Origin of the sequence: Microbacterium phycohabitans, assembly GCF_032464935.1 — a bacterium.
GTDB classification, from domain to species: Bacteria; Actinomycetota; Actinomycetes; order Actinomycetales; family Microbacteriaceae; genus Microbacterium; species Microbacterium phycohabitans.
Genome location: NZ_JAWDIT010000001.1, coordinates 499,623 through 515,256 on the forward strand (window position 1 = coordinate 499,623; position 15,634 = coordinate 515,256).

General features: G+C 71.8%; 12 protein-coding genes. 2 read left to right on the forward strand and 10 right to left on the reverse strand.

Annotated features, from left to right (window positions below; genetic code table 11):
- Positions 1-206 precede the first annotated feature (206 nt).
- The 8 genes from RWH44_RS02270 to RWH44_RS02305 all read right to left on the reverse strand — a co-directional run bounded on the left by RWH44_RS02270 (position 207) and on the right by RWH44_RS02305 (position 10,137).
- On the reverse strand, positions 207-704 hold the full coding sequence (locus RWH44_RS02270) for a methylated-DNA--[protein]-cysteine S-methyltransferase (protein WP_316003312.1): 498 nt from the start codon (positions 702-704) through the stop codon (positions 207-209).
- On the reverse strand, positions 701-2,509 hold the full coding sequence (locus RWH44_RS02275) for an AlkA N-terminal domain-containing protein (protein WP_316003313.1): 1,809 nt from the start codon (positions 2,507-2,509) through the stop codon (positions 701-703). Before RWH44_RS02275 ends, RWH44_RS02270 begins: the two co-directional genes overlap by 4 nt.
- 288 nt (positions 2,510-2,797) lie before the next feature.
- Entirely contained in the window at positions 2,798-4,822 is a 2,025-nt protein-coding gene (locus tag RWH44_RS02280; RefSeq protein WP_316003314.1) for a hypothetical protein, read from the reverse strand.
- Positions 4,823-4,919: 97 nt separating this feature from the next.
- Positions 4,920-5,987 carry a glycoside hydrolase family 130 protein gene (locus tag RWH44_RS02285; protein WP_316003315.1) on the reverse strand — a complete coding sequence of 356 codons (1,068 nt, stop codon included), beginning with the start codon at positions 5,985-5,987 and terminating at the stop codon, positions 4,920-4,922.
- Between the two features lie 2 nt (positions 5,988-5,989).
- Positions 5,990-6,817, reverse strand: a complete 828-nt coding sequence (locus tag RWH44_RS02290; RefSeq protein ID WP_298871637.1) for a carbohydrate ABC transporter permease — start codon at positions 6,815-6,817, stop codon at positions 5,990-5,992.
- Complete coding sequence (locus RWH44_RS02295; RefSeq protein ID WP_298871635.1) at positions 6,814-7,788, reverse strand: carbohydrate ABC transporter permease; 975 nt, start codon at positions 7,786-7,788, stop codon at positions 6,814-6,816. The genes RWH44_RS02290 and RWH44_RS02295 overlap by 4 nt, the downstream gene beginning before the upstream one ends.
- 1 nt (position 7,789) lies before the next feature.
- Entirely contained in the window at positions 7,790-9,073 is a 1,284-nt protein-coding gene (locus RWH44_RS02300) for an extracellular solute-binding protein (protein ID WP_316003316.1), read from the reverse strand.
- A 38-nt stretch (positions 9,074-9,111) separates the two neighbouring features.
- The gene (locus RWH44_RS02305; RefSeq protein WP_316003317.1) at positions 9,112-10,137 is read right to left on the reverse strand and encodes a LacI family DNA-binding transcriptional regulator; all 1,026 of its coding nucleotides are present in this window, start codon (positions 10,135-10,137) and stop codon (positions 9,112-9,114) included.
- 238 nt (positions 10,138-10,375) lie between these two features.
- On the opposite strand from RWH44_RS02305, the gene RWH44_RS02310 reads away from it, so the two are divergent.
- Together RWH44_RS02310 and RWH44_RS02315 are read left to right on the forward strand one after the other, a co-directional pair.
- The gene (locus RWH44_RS02310; RefSeq protein WP_316003318.1) at positions 10,376-11,803 is read left to right on the forward strand and encodes a dihydrolipoyl dehydrogenase family protein; all 1,428 of its coding nucleotides are present in this window, start codon (positions 10,376-10,378) and stop codon (positions 11,801-11,803) included.
- A gap of 302 nt (positions 11,804-12,105) precedes the next feature.
- On the forward strand, positions 12,106-12,621 hold the full coding sequence (locus tag RWH44_RS02315; protein ID WP_316003319.1) for a DUF1697 domain-containing protein: 516 nt from the start codon (positions 12,106-12,108) through the stop codon (positions 12,619-12,621).
- A 57-nt stretch (positions 12,622-12,678) separates the two neighbouring features.
- Here the strand turns inward: RWH44_RS02315 and RWH44_RS02320 are convergent, their stop codons facing one another.
- Positions 12,679-13,629 (reverse strand): DMT family transporter, encoded by a 951-nt coding sequence (locus RWH44_RS02320; protein WP_316003320.1) that lies wholly within the window; start codon positions 13,627-13,629, stop codon positions 12,679-12,681.
- 375 nt (positions 13,630-14,004) lie between these two features.
- A complete protein-coding gene (gene purH, locus RWH44_RS02325; protein WP_316003321.1) occupies positions 14,005-15,615 on the reverse strand; it encodes a bifunctional phosphoribosylaminoimidazolecarboxamide formyltransferase/IMP cyclohydrolase in 1,611 nt (536 codons plus the stop codon).
- Between the last annotated feature and the right edge of the window lie 19 nt (positions 15,616-15,634).

The window sequence follows — 15,634 nt, forward strand, 5'->3', positions numbered from 1 at the left end:
GGCGGAGCGGGAGCGCCGGAGCGCGGACGCGGGCCCTAGGAGCGTCGGCCGGGACGCGCAGCGACGGAGAACGCGGCGGCCGGGGCGACGGGGGCGTCGATCTGGTCCATGGCATCCTCCTTGATCTGGTGAAGCCATCGCCGGGGGAACGACAGCCCTCCAGACTATCCCTGTGAGAACCCTGAAGGCAAGAGTGTCTTCGCCGCTCAGGCCGCTGCTTCGCGCGCGAGCAGGCTCCGCTTGACCTCGGTGCCCCAGGCGAACCCGCCCATCGTGCCGTCTCCGCGCAGCACGCGATGGCAGGGGACGAACAGAGCGACAGCATTGCGGGCGCAGATGGATGCCGCCGCCCGCACCGCGGTGGGAGAGCCCAGTGCCGCAGCGAAGCCGGTGTAGGTCAACGGGGCGCCGGGCTCGATACGGCGCAGGCCCCGCCACCCGGCGAGCTGCAGGGTCGTACCGTTCTGGGCGACCTCGACGTCGTCGATCGCCGCGAGGTCGCCGCCATAGTACGCCCGGACGGCCTCGGCGGCGGCGGTGTCGCCGTGGATCACCCGGTCGGGCCGACGGTCGGGCCGCAGGCGCGCGAGGACGGCGTCGCGGTCGTCGGTCCACCCCGAGACGATCACGCGATCGTCGGCGTCGGCGAGGATCGCGAAGGCGCCGTCGGGGGTGTCGACGAATTGCAGGGTGGCCGTGGTCATGCGGGGGTCTCGCTTTCTGCGTCGGGGAGCGTGGTCGGTGCGGGCCGGAGCGTCGCGGGGGCGGCCGCCGCGGGCACGGCGCCCGCAGAGACCGATGCCGCAGCGACCGGTGATGCGGGGGCGGCTGCCTGGTGGCGGGCTGCGGCGGCGTGGGAGCCGCGCGGCGTCGGCGCTCCGGACGCGCCGCGCGCGGGCGCCGCGGCATCCGGGTCGGGGGCGTGGTCGTCGACCGCGGCGACGACGTCGTTCGCGACGACGTCGACCACCGCCGCGCGGCGGCTCGGCCGGGCGACCGCCGCCGCGGCCGCCGTCTCGGCGGGAGAGCGCCACGCCTGGGTCACCGGCGCGGCGTACCAGTAGTGCGCCATCGCGTAGCTGCGCCACGGAGCCAGGCGCTGCGACCACGCGGTGAACCCGGCGGGGTCGGAGGGCAGGCCGAGCTGCGCCGCGCCGGCGCGCGCCGCGACGTCGCCGGGGAGGAGCACGTCGGGGTCGCCGAGGACGCGCATGCGCACGTAGTCAGCCGTCCACGGACCGATCCCCCGCATCGCGAGCAGCCGCTCCCTCTGCTCGGCGCCGTCGTCGCCGGGCCCGATCTCGAGCGATCCGTCGGCCAGGGCCCCGGCTGCCTCGACGATGGCGCGCATGCGCGCCGCCGGTCCGCGCAGCACCTCGAGTCCGCGCTCGGCGATCACCGCCGGCGGAGGGAAAAGCGTCATCGGCTCGGGAGCCACGCTCGCGGGCTCGCCGAGCTCCGCGGCGAGCCGCCCCTGCATGGTGCGGGCCGAGGCGACGCTGATCTGCTGGCCGATCATGGCACGCAGCAGCATCTCGTCGGCATCCATCGCCCCCGGCACGCGGACGCCGGGGATCGCCGCGACCGCGGGAGCGAGCTCGGGATGCCGAGCCAGGGCGTCGTCGATCGCGAGCGGATCGGCGTCGAGGTCGAACAAGCGCCTGACCCGCGCGATGAGCGTGCCGAGGTCGGCGAGCGCGGTCAGTCGCGCGCGCAGGCGCAGCTTGTCGTCGTCGGCGCGGCGCACCTCGAACCATGCGGGCCCGCCGGGCAGGCGCACCACGCGTGCGAACGACCGATCGCCGCCCTCCTCGACGCCGGGGATCGCGTGGGCGCGCATCCACCCGAAGAGCCCGACCGTGTCGATGGGCCCCCGCACCGGCAGCGCCAGGTCGATCTCGCCCGCCGCCACCTCGGTGCGCGTGGCGGCGGAACGGCGGGATCGCAACGCGCTGGGCGTCATACCGAAGACCTCGCCGATGGTCTCGCTGAACTGACGGATGCTGGAGAACCCGGCGGAGAAGGCCACGTCGGCCGACGACAGGTCGGTGCCCACCAGCAGGGCCCGCGCGGTGTGGGCGCGATGGGCCCGCGCGAGCGCGAGGGGACCCGCGCCGAGCTCGGCGGAGAGCAGTCGCGTGAGGTGGCGCGAAGAGTAACCGAGACGGCGCGCCAAGCCCGGAACGCCCTCGCGGTCGACCACGCCGTCGGCGATGAGGCGCATGGCGCGCGCCACGACGTCGCCCCGGACGTCCCACAGGGGCGAACCCGGAGCGGCCTCGGGCAGACACCGCTTGCACGCGCGGTAGCCCGCCTCGTGCGCGGCGGCGGAGGTGGCGTAGAAGGTGACGTTCTCTTCCTTCGGGGTGCGCGCGGGACAGCTCGGACGGCAGTAGATGCCCGTCGACCGCACGGCCGTGACGAACTGCCCGTCGAAGCGGCGGTCGCGCGACTGGATCACGCGGTAGCGCTCGGTGAAGCCCGGTGCGTCGGCGGTGGTGGGGGTCATGGCATCCACCCTGCCACCGACCTCCGACATCGGCTGGCGGAAATCGGACACGGCCGTGGCGGCGGGCCGAACGTCTGCTCACGCGGATCCCGAACGCACGCGGTGTCCCGGCGATCGCGGGGCACGACCGTCGCGGTCACCGACTCCGCGCGGCCGCCACCGGGTCGCGGCCACGACCACGGTCGAGCGGCGACCCGGTTGAACCCGCAGCCCCGACCGGGCACCCGCACGTCCCCGGCGGGAACCCGCATGACCCGGCCGGGGCCGCGTGCGTCCGACGCCCCTTCTTCAGCCCGTCGCGACGGCGAACCCGCCCGCCGGCACCACGACCGTGACCGCACCCTTCGCCGACGTCGTGCGCACGAGCGAACCCGAGGCGTCGTAGACGTCGACGGTCGAGACGACGCCGTCGGCGCCGATCGTCGTGGGCTGCGCCCCGGGCGCACTGGAGAGCACCAACTCGCCCCGCGCGTCGCCGCCGAGGACGGTTCGCGAGATCCAGGGACGCACGATCAGACCGTCCAGCGTCAGCGTGCCGCGTTGCACGCGCACGCTCACCTCCGAGCCGTTCACGGGAGCGGTCAGGGCGGCGGGGAGGAGCGCCCCCGGAGCGGGTGAGATCCCCTGCTCGGGGCCCGTGAGTCGAAGGGATCCCCCTCCGCGCCAGCTCGAGTGCGTCTGCGCCCCCGGGGTGCTCCACACCACCGGTTCCACCCAGCGGCGCGTGTCAGAGCTCCCGATGTCCCAGGTCGCGCTCTGCTTCGGCGCGAGGGTGAGACCGTCGCCCGACCAGCTCGACTCCCCGGTCCACGACGACGTCGGGGTGAAGACCGTGCCGTCGGTGCGGGCGGCGTCCTCCGCCTCGACGTACTCGAGGCCGACGCGCGACTCCACCGTGGTCAGCGCGGTGGCGCGCAGCGCCACCGCGGGATGGGCGTCCAGGGCCAACGCCGTCAGGAGGCCGTGGATGGTCGACTCCGCCCCGCTGTTGCGGTTGATCGCGCCGTCGGGCTGCAGCCCGTCGAAGGTCACCCCGGTGGCGGGGTCGTACATCTGCGCTCCGGCGTGATTGGCGCCGAAGAACCACGCCGCCTGCAGGCCCGCGAGTTCTGTGAACGCGGACGAGCCCGTCGCGTCGGCGAGGGCGAGCAGCGATTGCACGCGCGAGTCCGCCCCGTAGGCGATCTGAACCCGGTCGGTGGGACTCGGGTACCAGCCGTTGTCGGGCCCGCCGGCCGTGAGCAGCGTGGTGGTGAATCCCGTGGCATCCGCGATCGCCGGCCTCAAGAGGGCGTCGTCGTCGAACAGGTCGCCGGCCACGGCCAGCGCCGCGGGCATCTGCGCACCCCACGCGTGCCACATCGCGGGCGACTGCGCCCAGGGCAGCACGGCCCCGTAGGGCCACTGGCGGGCGCTCCCGGATGCCATGGCCGCCACGCCCTCTGCGAGCTGACGCGCCGCAGTGGCCGAGCTCTCGTCGCCCGCTCTCACGGCCGCGGCGAGCCCCAGCACCGCTTCGGCGGAGGCGTCGGCTCCGTCGACGATCAACCACGCGGGCACGCGCACGCCGTCCGCGGAAACGTATCGCCCGTAGTTCGACAACACGTCGCGCTCGATCGCGCCGCGCGAGAGCGCAAGTCGGTCTTCGAGGAACGCCGCGAACTCGGGGTCGTCGTCGACGAAGGCGGCGTAGCCCTCCCCCAGGGCCCAGATGGTGCGGGCGGTCCAGTAGCTGGGCCCGGAATCGGAGGGGTCGGGCAGTTCGACGGGTTCGGCCGAGGGGTTCAATTCGCCGTCCGGTTGCATCCAGAGCACGACGTTTCCGGCGGAGGGGCCTACGGTGCTCTGGTGATAGGCGACCGTGCGCAGGAGTTCGTACGCCTTCTCACGGCTGTCGGCGTCTCCGGTCAGCTCCCAGTGGCGCGTGTAGACGACCGCGGCGCGGGTGGTGTCGTCGGCATTGAACGCGCCCTGACCCCAGTCGCCGGTCGTCGGGTCGAGCGGCCCACCGCCCACCCGCTGGAACGTCCCCCCATCGCGTGCGTCAGCGTAGGTCCACGGGGCGAGCAGGGTGGGCTCCTCCTCCATCCGGTAGGTCGAATGGCCGGCGACGTTCGCAGGAGGGGTGACCTCGTCGAGGAGGAAGTCGAGGTGGTCGAGGTTCGTCACCGGCGCTGCAGCGGCGTCCGCCGATGCCACAGCGCGTGGTCCCGCGGTCAGGGGGCCCGCGGTGGCGGGCGCCGCCGTGAGTGGGACGGCGAGGGCGGTGGCACCGACGACGGCCGTGACGCGCGCACTCCATCGTGCGTTCATGGGGGGATCCTTTCGATGGGGGTGAGCGCGACCCCCGCGGGCAGCCCCTCCGCCTGGCGGTGGAGGCGACCATCCCGCGGGGGTCGCGACGGGGGGCTCAGTCGGTGCGCTCGAGCAGGGCGACGCCGATCTTCGAGTCGGCCATGCCGTAGAACACGAAGTGGCGGCCGTCGATCTCCTCGATCGCGGTCGGGAAGACGACGTTGGGCACGATGCCGCTTCGCTCGTCGTCGGTCTCGGGCGCCAGCAGCGGCTCGGGCGTCCGGGCGATCACGCGGCTGGGGTCGTCGGCATCCAGGATCAGGGCTCCCGCGGCGTAGTTCACCTTCTGCTGCTGCGAGAACGCGCTGTCGATCACGCCGGTCACACCGTGGTGCAGCACGAGCCAGCCCTCGGGGATGCGCAACGGCGGCGGTCCCCCGCCGATCTTCACCGCCTCGAACGGGAACGCAGGTCCCGCGACGAACCGGTGCTGCCCCCACAGCGCGAGGTTCGCGAGGTCTTCGCGGACGGATGCCACGGGCACGTAGCTGATCCAGATGGACTGCCGCTCGTCCTCGATGCCGGCCGGCACCCGCACGCCCTGTCCGGCCTTGGTCTCGCCGAGGTCCCACATGGGTCGGTGCAGTACCGCGAACGCCTCGCTGCCGTCGGGGGCCGTGACCGTCTCGGGGAAGAAGACCGTGTCCTTGTTGTGGAACAGGTTCAGGTCCATGTCGAGGTCGTCCTGGTAGCGGAACAGAGCCGGGCCCAGACGCCGCCACTCGCGGAGGTCGTCCGACACGGCCACGGCCGTACGCGGACCGAGCGGGCCGTAGGCGACGTATGTCATGACGTGCAGGCCGAGGGCCTCGATCCACGTCGTGCGCGGGTCTTCGGTGCCGGCGTTGTCGGCGCCGCGCTCCCACCCGCGGTCGGGCTCGAGCACGACGCCCTCGCGCTCGACGGAGACGGGGATGCCGTCCTCGACGACGACGCGGGCCAGGCCCACGCGCGAGACATTGCCCTCGGCGACCAGACGCGGCAGCAGGTAGAGCTCGCCGTCCGGGCCGCGGCCCGAGGCCGGGTTGAGCACGCCCTCGGCTTCGTCGGCGTTGCCTGGCTCGGGGGTCATCACCACACCCACACGTGTGAGGCGGTAAGGGACGGGGGATTCGGGGGTCATTGTCATCCTTTCACTCCGGATCCGAGGTCATTGGAGGTGAAGTAGCGCTGGAAGATCAGGAACAGCGCCACCGCGGGGGCGGCGAGCACGACGGCGCCCGCCATCATCGCGCCGAAGGGATTGGTCGTGGAGGCTGCGATGGTCGAGATGAAGTTCGCCAGCGACACCGCGAGCGGCTGCATGGTGGCGTCCTTCGTGATGAGGAAGGGCCACAGGAACTCGTTCCACGGACCGATGAAGGTCAGCAGAACCGCCGTGAGCAGCGCAGGACGCACGAGCGGCAGGGCGACGCTCCACAGCAGCCGGAACTCGTTCGCGCCGTCGATCCGCGCGGCATCGAACAACTCCTTCGGCAGCTGCAGGAAGTACTGCCGGAAGATCACGACCGCGGTGGAGTTGATGAAGAACGGCAGGATCATGCCGAGGTAGCTGTCGCTGAGGCCGTAGTCTCGCGCGATCATGACGTACAGCGGGATCATCAGCAGCTGGAACGGGATCACCTGAACCAGCAGCACGAGGGCGAACGTCGCCGAGCGGCCTCGCCATTTCAGCACCGCCAGCGCGTACCCGGCGAGCACCCCGAACACGATGGTGCCGAGGATCACTCCCCCGGTGAAGATCCCCGAGTTGACGAGGCCCTTCAGCAGGTTGATCCGTCCGTCGATCGCCGTGTAATTCTCGACCGTCAGGTTCGACGGGTGCGGGAACGCGCCCGCGATCGAGGTGTCGGGGCTCGTCTGCAGCGAGCCGACGACCATGTAGTAGAACGGGAACAGGAACGCCAGGGCGCCGAGCGTCAGCACGCCGTACGTGACGACCTTGGTCCTCATGATTCCTCCCTCCCCACGAACCGGCGCTGGAGCGCCGCGATGATCAGCACGAATACGATCAGCACCACGCCGATGGCCGCGGCCACGTCGGGGTTCTGCTGCTCGATGCCCTTCTGGTAGATCAGCAGCACGGGCGAGGTCGATGCCCCGTTGGGGCCGCCGCCGTTGGTGAGCAGGTAGGGCTCGGTGAAGAGGTTGGCGCCGGTGATCGTCGCGAGCAGCACCACGAGGAACGTCGCGGGGCGCACGCCCGGGACGGTCACCGAGAAGAACTGGCGCAGGCGCCCGCCGCCGTCGACCGCGACGGACTCGTACAGCTCTCGCGGGACGTTCTGGAGGGCGGCGAGGTACAGCAGGATGTAGAACCCCAGACCCTTCCACGTCACGAACAGCGCGATCGTGGGCATCGCGAGCGCCGAGTTGACCAACCACGACGGTGTCGGCGCGAGCGGACCGAGGGTGTTGTTGATCAGCCCGTCGTTCGAGAACAGGAACAACCACACCGCGACCACCGCGACGGACGCCGTGACGTAGGGCACGTAGAACGCCACGCGGAAGAACGCGCGAGCCCGTACCACCCGGTCCAAGGCCGTGGCCAGCACGATCGAGAGCACGACCGTCAGCGGGACGTTGATGAGCAGGAAGATCCCGACGTTGCCGAACGACCGCCAGACGGCCGGGTCGCTGAGGGCGGTGACGTAGTTGTCGAGGCCGACGAACGGCCGCTCGACCTGTGCGCCCGGTGCGGTGAAGAAGTAGTCGTGGAACGACATCCACACCGCGAACACGATCGGGTACGCGAAGACGACCGCGATGAAGATCAGGTACGGCGCGGAGAACAGGATGCCGAGCGGCTGCGCCCCGAGGAGGCGGCGCCGCGCCTTACCGGCATCCCCCGCTCCCCCCGCACGACCGGACCGGCCGGGGTCGCCCCCGGTCCGACCGGGCGTGCGGGTGAGATCGGCGGTCATCTCACTTCCCCGCCGCGAGCTGGTCGATCTGCTGCTGGGCGTTGGAGAGGAAGGTGTCCACGTCCTCTTCGCCGAAGATGACCGCTTTGGAGTACTCGTCGCGGAACGCCTGCCAGATCTCGACCGAGCTGACGACGTTGGGCACCTCGACGGTGCGGGCGGCCTGGTCGCCGAACTGCTGGTAGGCCGGGTTGGCGCTGAAGTAGTCGGAGTAGGTGGTGGTCAGGTCGGTGCGCAACGGCATCTGGCCCGTCTCCTCGAGCCAGGTGCCGTCCTGCTCCTGGCTGGTGGCGAACTTCAGCACCTCCCACGCGGTGCCCTTGTTCTGGCACGCGGTGAACAGGCCGACGTTCTTCGCGTCGCTGAAGGTCCACGTCTGGTCGGCCGAGGTGCCCTTCTCGGTCGGCACGGGGACCGAGCCCCAATTGACCTTGTCCTTGTAGACCGACACGGCCCACGGCCCGACGATGGCCATCGCGGCCTTGCCGTCGGCGAATGCGTCGCCCTGGTACTGCTCGTTGCCGGCGAGCCCGTCGGTGTAGATCGTGCGCCAGAAGTCGGCGACGGCCTGACCGTCGGCGTCGTTGAAGGTGGCCTTGCCGTCCTCGACGAGCTGCTTCCCGCCGGTCTGCGCGGCGTACAGGGGGTAGAAGTCGAACCACGACTGGAAGAACTCGCTCGTGGGCGCCGGGTTGATGGCGTAGTCCGAGACGCCCGCCGCCTTCAGCTTCTGCGAGGTGGCGAGGAACTCGTCGTACGTCGACAGCTGCGGGTTCTCGGCGTCGAGACCGGCCTGGGCGAAGAGGTCCTTGTTGTAGAAGATCATCACCGGGTTGCTCTTCCACGGCAGCTGGTAGAAGCCGCCGTCGTCGGAGCGGTACTGGTCGGCGAGGTCGCCGCTGCGCTCGGTGATGTACTGCTCGCCGTCGGGGAAGTCCGACAGGTTCACCAGGCCGCCCTGACGCTGGAATCCCGGGACCGCCGCGGGCGAGGTGTTGAACACCAGGCACGGGGCGTTGCCGGCGGTGATCGCGGCACCGATGACTTCTTCGCTCGACGATCCGGCCGGGATCTCCTGAGCCGTGATCTGCTCGTCGGGGTGGTCGGCGTTCCACGCCTCGACCATCTGCTGACCCCACGAGATCTCCGCCTCATTGTTGGAGTACCAGATGGTGATGGGGCCCTTGGCATCCATTCCGGATGCTGCGCCACCGCCCCCGCTGCACGCGGAGAGGGCGAGGATGCCGGTGGCGGCTACTGCTGTGGCGAGAATGCGTCGTCGCATGTCTTCCTCCTTGTGGGGCGGGCGGGGGCCCGCGGGTGTCAGCTTCGGGTCGGGGGCGCGGTGGAGTCGCGCACGCACAGTTCCGGGTCGGCGAGGGCGAGCGCCTCGGGCACGGCCCCGGCGATGGCCTGCAGCAGAGCGCGGGCCGCGGCCGCTCCCCAGCCCCGCGCGTCGGTGGAGACGCTCGTGAGGGCGGGGAACAGGTGCCGGCCGAGTTCGGTGTCGTCGAACCCGGTGATCGAGAGGTCGCGAGGCACCGACAGGCCGCGGCGCTGCGCCGTGCCGAGCCCCGCGACAGCCATGTTGTCGTTCGAGTACACGATCGCCGTGGGCGGGACCTCGGCGTCGAGCAGGGCCGTGGTGGCCCGCGCCCCGTCGGCCGCGCTGAAGTCGGTCTCGACGGTACGGGCACGGATGCCACGCGCTCGCGCCGCGTCTTCGAACGCGGCCGCGCGGTGGCGTCCGTGCAGCATCGCGAACGGGCCCGCGACGTGCGCGATGTCGGTGTGCCCGAGGTCGGCGACGTGATCGACCGCGAGCCGGATGCCGGCTCCGTCATCGACCGAGACCGAGGTGAAGGGGCTGTCGATATCGGGGACGCCGAGGGTCACCGCGGCGATGCCGAGGCCCGAGACGAGCTCGATGCGCGGATCGTCGGCGCGGAGGTCGGACAGGATCACGCCGTCCACGCGGCGGTCGGCCGCGAGTCCGCGGTAGGTCTCCTCCTCGTGGCGGCCGGGGGTGGCGGCCGCGAGCACGAGCACCTGGCCCGAGACGGAGAATTCATCCTCGACGCCCGCGATGAACGACGGGAAGAAGGGGTCCGCGGCGATGACGTCGGGACTGCGACCGATGACGAGACCGCACGCGAAGGCGCGACCGACGCTCAACGAACGGGCACGCAGGCTGGGGCTCCAGCCCATGTCGGCGGCGACGGTGAGGATGCGCTCACGGGTGTCCGCGGAGACGCCCGGCCGACCGTTCAAGGCGAACGAGACGAGGCCCTTGCTCACGCCGGCGCGGCGCGCGACATCGGCGATGGTGGGTCGCGTGTCGTTCGTCATCCGTCACTCCGTCGTGTGGGCTGTTCCTGAACCGGTTTAGTAACGAAACTCTAAACCGGTTCAGGTCACGGCGTCAAGACTCCGGAGCGATCGCGCACGAGAGAAGAGTGCGGGGTGCAGAACGAATCCGACCCCGGTACAGGGCCCCGGAGCCACCGAGCGCGCACCGAACCGACCGATCCCGCACCGCCCACCGCAACCCCTCCCCGATGTCGGTGGGCGTCGCTAGCGTGAGGGCATGAGCGAACGCGAATACGACCTGATCGTCATCGGTGCGGGCCCCGTGGGCGAGAACGTCGCCGACCGCGCCGTGCAGGCCGGCCTCACCGCCGCCATCGTGGAGTCCGAGCTCGTCGGCGGCGAGTGCTCCTACTGGGCGTGCATGCCGTCGAAGGCGCTGCTGCGCAGTGGCGCGGCCCTGCGTGCGGCGCGCGACGTCGACGGTGCGAAGCAGGCGGTCACGGGCGATCTCGACGTGGCCGCGGTTCTGCGGCGCCGCGACACGATGACGAGCAACTGGGATGACTCGGGCCAGGTGCAGTGGCTGCAGGGGGCCGGCATCGACCTCGTCCGCGGACACGGGCGCCTCACCGGCGAGAAGACCGTGAGCGTCACCGCCGCCGACGGCTCGACGACCGATCTCGTCGCGCGCCACGCGGTCGCGGTGTGCACGGGCTCGGCGGCGCTCCTCCCCGACATCCCCGGCCTCGCCGGCGTCTCGCCCTGGACGAGCCGCGAGGCCACCGCCGTGGAGCAGATCCCCGGCTCGCTGGCCATCATCGGCGGCGGGGTCGTCGGCGCCGAGATGGCCACGGCGTTCCAGAGCCTCGGCGCACAGGTCACGATCATCGCGCGCTCCGGTCTGCTGGGCGGGAACGAGCCGTTCGCCGGCGAGCTGGTCGCCTCCTCCCTCCGCGACCGCGGGGCGACCGTGAAGACGGGGGCGGATGCCACCTCCGCGCGTCGCGACGACGACGGTCGCGTCGTGCTCGAGCTCTCCGACGGCACGACCGTCACCGCCGACGAGGTGCTCGTCGCGACCGGACGCGTCCCGCGCACCGACGATCTCGGGCTGGATGCCGTCGGCCTCACCCCCGGCGAGTGGATCGACGTCGACGACACCCTCCGCGTGCGGGGTTCGGACTGGCTGTACGCGGTCGGAGACGTCAACCACCGTGCGCTCCTGACCCACCAGGGCAAGTACCAGGCGCGGGCCGCGGGCGATGTGATCGCGGCGCGCGCGCAGGGCGACGAGGTCGACGACGCCCCGTGGGGCGCTCACGTCGCCACCGCCGACCACGACGCGGTGCCGCAGGTCACGTTCACCGATCCCGAGGTGGCGTCCGTCGGTCTCACCGCAGCGAAAGCCGAAGACCGGGGCCTGAACGTGAAGGTGCTCGACTACGACCTGGCGAGCATCGCCGGCTCCAGCGAGCAGTCCGACGCATACGTCGGCAAGGCCCGCGCGATCGTCGACCTCGACCGGGGCGTGCTCGTGGGGGCGACCTTCGTCGGCCCCGACATCGCCGAGCTGCTGCACTCCGCGACGATCGCCATCGTCGGCGAAGTGCCCGTGAAGCGCCTCTGGCACGCGGTGCCGTCGTACCCGACGGTCAGCGAGGTGTGGCTGCGGTTGCTCGAGACCCTGGGCCGCGATTCGGCGTGAGCCGCGACCGGAGCGCGGCTCGCAGACGACGGTGAACCGCGCGCCGAGCGCGGTGCGCGGTGCGCGGTGCGCGGTGCGCGGTGCGCGGTGCGCGGTGCGCGGTGCGCGGTGCGCGGTGCGCGGTGCGCGGTGCGCGGTGCGCGGGCGGCCACGCCCCACGCGCAACCCGCAGGCGACGGTGAGCCACGACCCGAGCGCGGTGCGCGAGCGACCGTGACGGGCAGGCGATGAAGGCGTCCGACAGCCCCGACACCTACGCCGCAGGGCTGCCGCATCGGCCGTCTCCGGCATAGGGTCGCACCATGTCACGCATCGTCGCGCTCATCCGCGGGGTCGGCGGTTCCACGGCCCTGAAGATGCCGGCGCTGCGCGAGGCGCTGGCATCCGCCGGTCTGGGAGAGGTCGAGACGCTGCAGGTGGCCGGCAACCTCGTGATCGACGACGGCGGTCGCTCCCCCGACGACCTCGCGACGGTGATCCGCGACACGGTTCGGGGTGCCTTCGGTTTCGATCTGCCCGTCATCGTGCGCACGCATTGCGAATTCGCCGATGCACGGGCGCGCAATCCCTGGGCCGATGCGGCCGAGGGGCGGTGGGTGCAGACGGTGTTCCTCGACCGCGCGCCGACGACACCGCTCGAGCTGCCGCACGGCATTCCCGAAGAAGCGGTGCTCGACGACCGCGAGGTCTTCGTGCGGTATCCCGAGGGAATCGGCGGGTCGAAGCTGCAGGCCGGATGGTTCGAGAAGCGTCTCGGCGTCGTCGGCACCGCGCGGAACAACAACACCGTCGCGAAGCTCATCGAGATGAGTGCGTGAGCGCAGCGCGAGCCGTCGCGCGGGCGAGGCTCGTCGAGATGCGCGCGCGAGCGGAGCTCACCGGGATGAGTGCGTGAGCGCAGGAGCACCGCTCACGCCACGAGACGGCGTGCTCGTGGGTGTGGACGAGCGCTGACGGACCGTCACGGCGATCGCCGCGCACGCGATCACCGCGAGACCCCCCACGACGGTCAGGACGCTCAACTGCTCCCCGAGCAGCAGAGCCGCCCACGCGAGTGAGAGCACCGGTTGAGCGAGCTGCAGCTGGCTGACGCGGGCCATCGGCCCGATGGCGAGTCCGCGGTACCAGGCGACGAAGCCGAGGAACATGCTGACGACGGCCAGGTAAGCGAACGAGCCCCACGCGACCGGATCGGCGGTGACCGGCGTGCGCAGGGCGGAGAAGGCGGTCAGGCCCACCATCATCGGGCTCGACAGCACCAGGGCCCACGAGATCGTCTGCCAGGCGCCGAGTTCGCGCGACAGCACCCCGCCTTCCGCGTACCCGACGGCCGCGGCCGCGACGGCACCGAGGAGCAGCAGGTCGGACACGTGCAGGCCGCCGGATCCCCCGGCGAGGGCGAACGCCACCGCGACGACCGCCCCGACGACGGCGGCGATCCAGAATCCCCGGCCCGGCCTCTCACGCGTGCGCACGACCGCGGCCACCGCGGTGGCGGCCGGGAGGACGGCGATGACGACGGCGCCGTGACTCGCCGGCGCCGAGGTCAGCGCGAGCGACGTCAGCAGCGGGAAGCCCAGCACCACTCCCCCGCCGACGATCGCGAGTCGCGCCGCCTGACCCCGTGTGGGCCGCCGCGACCGGGTGACCGCCAGGGCGACCCCGGCGATCACAGCGGCGACCACCGCACGCCCGGCGCCGACGAACAGCGGATCGAGCTGCGCGACGGCGAGGCGGGTGAAGATCACGGTGAACGAGAACGCGAGCACCCCGACGCCTCCCCACACGAGGCCGCCGCGGGGCACGGCACCGGGCACTGTCTGCATCCGCCCACTCTGCGGGTTCGCGCTGCCGCGTCGCGCGGTCCACTCGCCGTCGCGTGGCATCCCTCGCTCGAAGGCGACCTCGGGTCGCTGCTCCGTGCGTTCCGTTGCTCTCCCTCGGGCGGCGGGCTCGGGTTCGGGGCGCGTTCGTTCGTTTGGGGCGTGATTCGCCCGCCCCAACCGGAGAAAGCCGCCCCGAACCCGACCGAGCACCGCCGGCCCGCCACGCACCGACCCCGAGCACCGCCGGCCCGCCGCGCACCGACCCCGAACAACGCCACCCCCGAACAACGCCACCGCCGAGCACCGCCCCGCGCGGCCGCGCGAACACGACGACGCCGCCGCAACCGAGGCTGCGGCGGCGTCGAGGAGTGCGCGTCAGTGGAAGAAGTGACGCTCCCCCGTGAAGAACATCGTCACACCGGCCGCGCGCGCGGCGTCGATGACCTCGGCATCCCGCACCGAACCTCCGGGCTGGATGATCGCCGAGATGCCCGCGTCGATCAGCACCTGCGGGCCGTCGGCGAAGGGGAAGAACGCGTCGGATGCCGCGATCGAACCGCGGGCGCGGTCGCCCGCACGCTCGACGGCGAGACGGCACGAGTCGACGCGGTTGACCTGGCCCATTCCGATGCCGACCGTGGCCGAGGCCTGGGCGAGCACGATGGCGTTGGACTTCACGGCGCGGCACGACTTCCACGCGAAGATCAGGCTCTCCATGTCGGCCTCGGCGGGGCGCTCGCCCGAGACGAGCTCCCAGTTCTTCGCGACCGACTCGATGTCGTCGGGGAAGCGGTCGGCATCCTGCAGCAGCAAGCCGCCCGAGACCAGGCGCACGTCCATGCGCTCCTGCTGCCAGTCGGTGGGCAGCTGCAGGACGCGCAGGTTCTTCTTCAGCTTGAACACCTCGAGCGCCTCGGGCTCGAAGTCGGGGGCGATGATGACCTCGGTGAAGATGTCGCGGAGGTTCTCGGCCATCTTCAGCGTCACGGTGCGGTTGGCCGCGATCACGCCGCCGAACGCCGAGACGGGGTCGCACTCGTGCGCGCGCAGGTGCGCCGAGGCGATCGGGTCGAGGGCGTTGGGAGCGGCGACGGCGATGCCGCAGGGGTTCGCGTGCTTGATGATCGCGACGGCGGGCTTGACCATGTCGAAGGCCGCGCGAAGCGCCGCATCGGCGTCGACGTAGTTGTTGTACGACATCTCCTTGCCCTGCAGCTGCGTGGCCTGGGCGATACCGTGTCCGCCGACGCGCGTGTAGATCGCCGCGCGCTGGTGCGAGTTCTCGCCGTAGCGCAGAGTCGACAGGCGCTCGGCCTGGATCGTCAGGTGCGCGGGCAGGTCGATGTCGTCGCCCAGCGTCCCCTCGGCGAACCACGTCGACACCGCCGTGTCGTACGCGGCGGTGTGCGAGAACGCACGGGCCGCGAGCTCGCGGCGCTGCACGAGGTTCGTTCCGCCCTGGGTCTGCAGGGCGTCCATGATCGCGGGGTACGACTCGGGCGAGACGACGATGGCGACGTTGGCGTGGTTCTTCGCCGACGCGCGCACCATCGCGGGGCCGCCGATGTCGATCTGCTCGACCACGTCGTCGCCCTCGGCCCCGGATGCCACGGTCTCGACGAACGGGTAGAGGTTCACGACCACGAGCTCGAAGGGACGGATGCCGAGCTCGCCCAGCTGCGCCTCGTGCGAGGCGAGGCGCAGGTCGGCGAGCAGGCCCGCGTGCACGTTCGGGTGCAGCGTCTTCACGCGCCCGTCGAGCGACTCGGGGAACCCGGTCACGGCGGAGACGTCGGTGACCTCGTACCCGGCGTCGCGCAGCAGCGTGGCCGAGCCGCCGGTCGAGACGATCTCGACACCGGCGGCCGCGAGGGCCTCACCGAGGGCGAGAAGACCGGTCTTGTCGCTCACCGACACCAGCGCGCGCCGGATCGGGACGACATCGCGGGGGCGGTAGTCGGCGGGGTCGTGTCGGGGTCCGGCCATGGCGTTCGGCTCCTGTGTC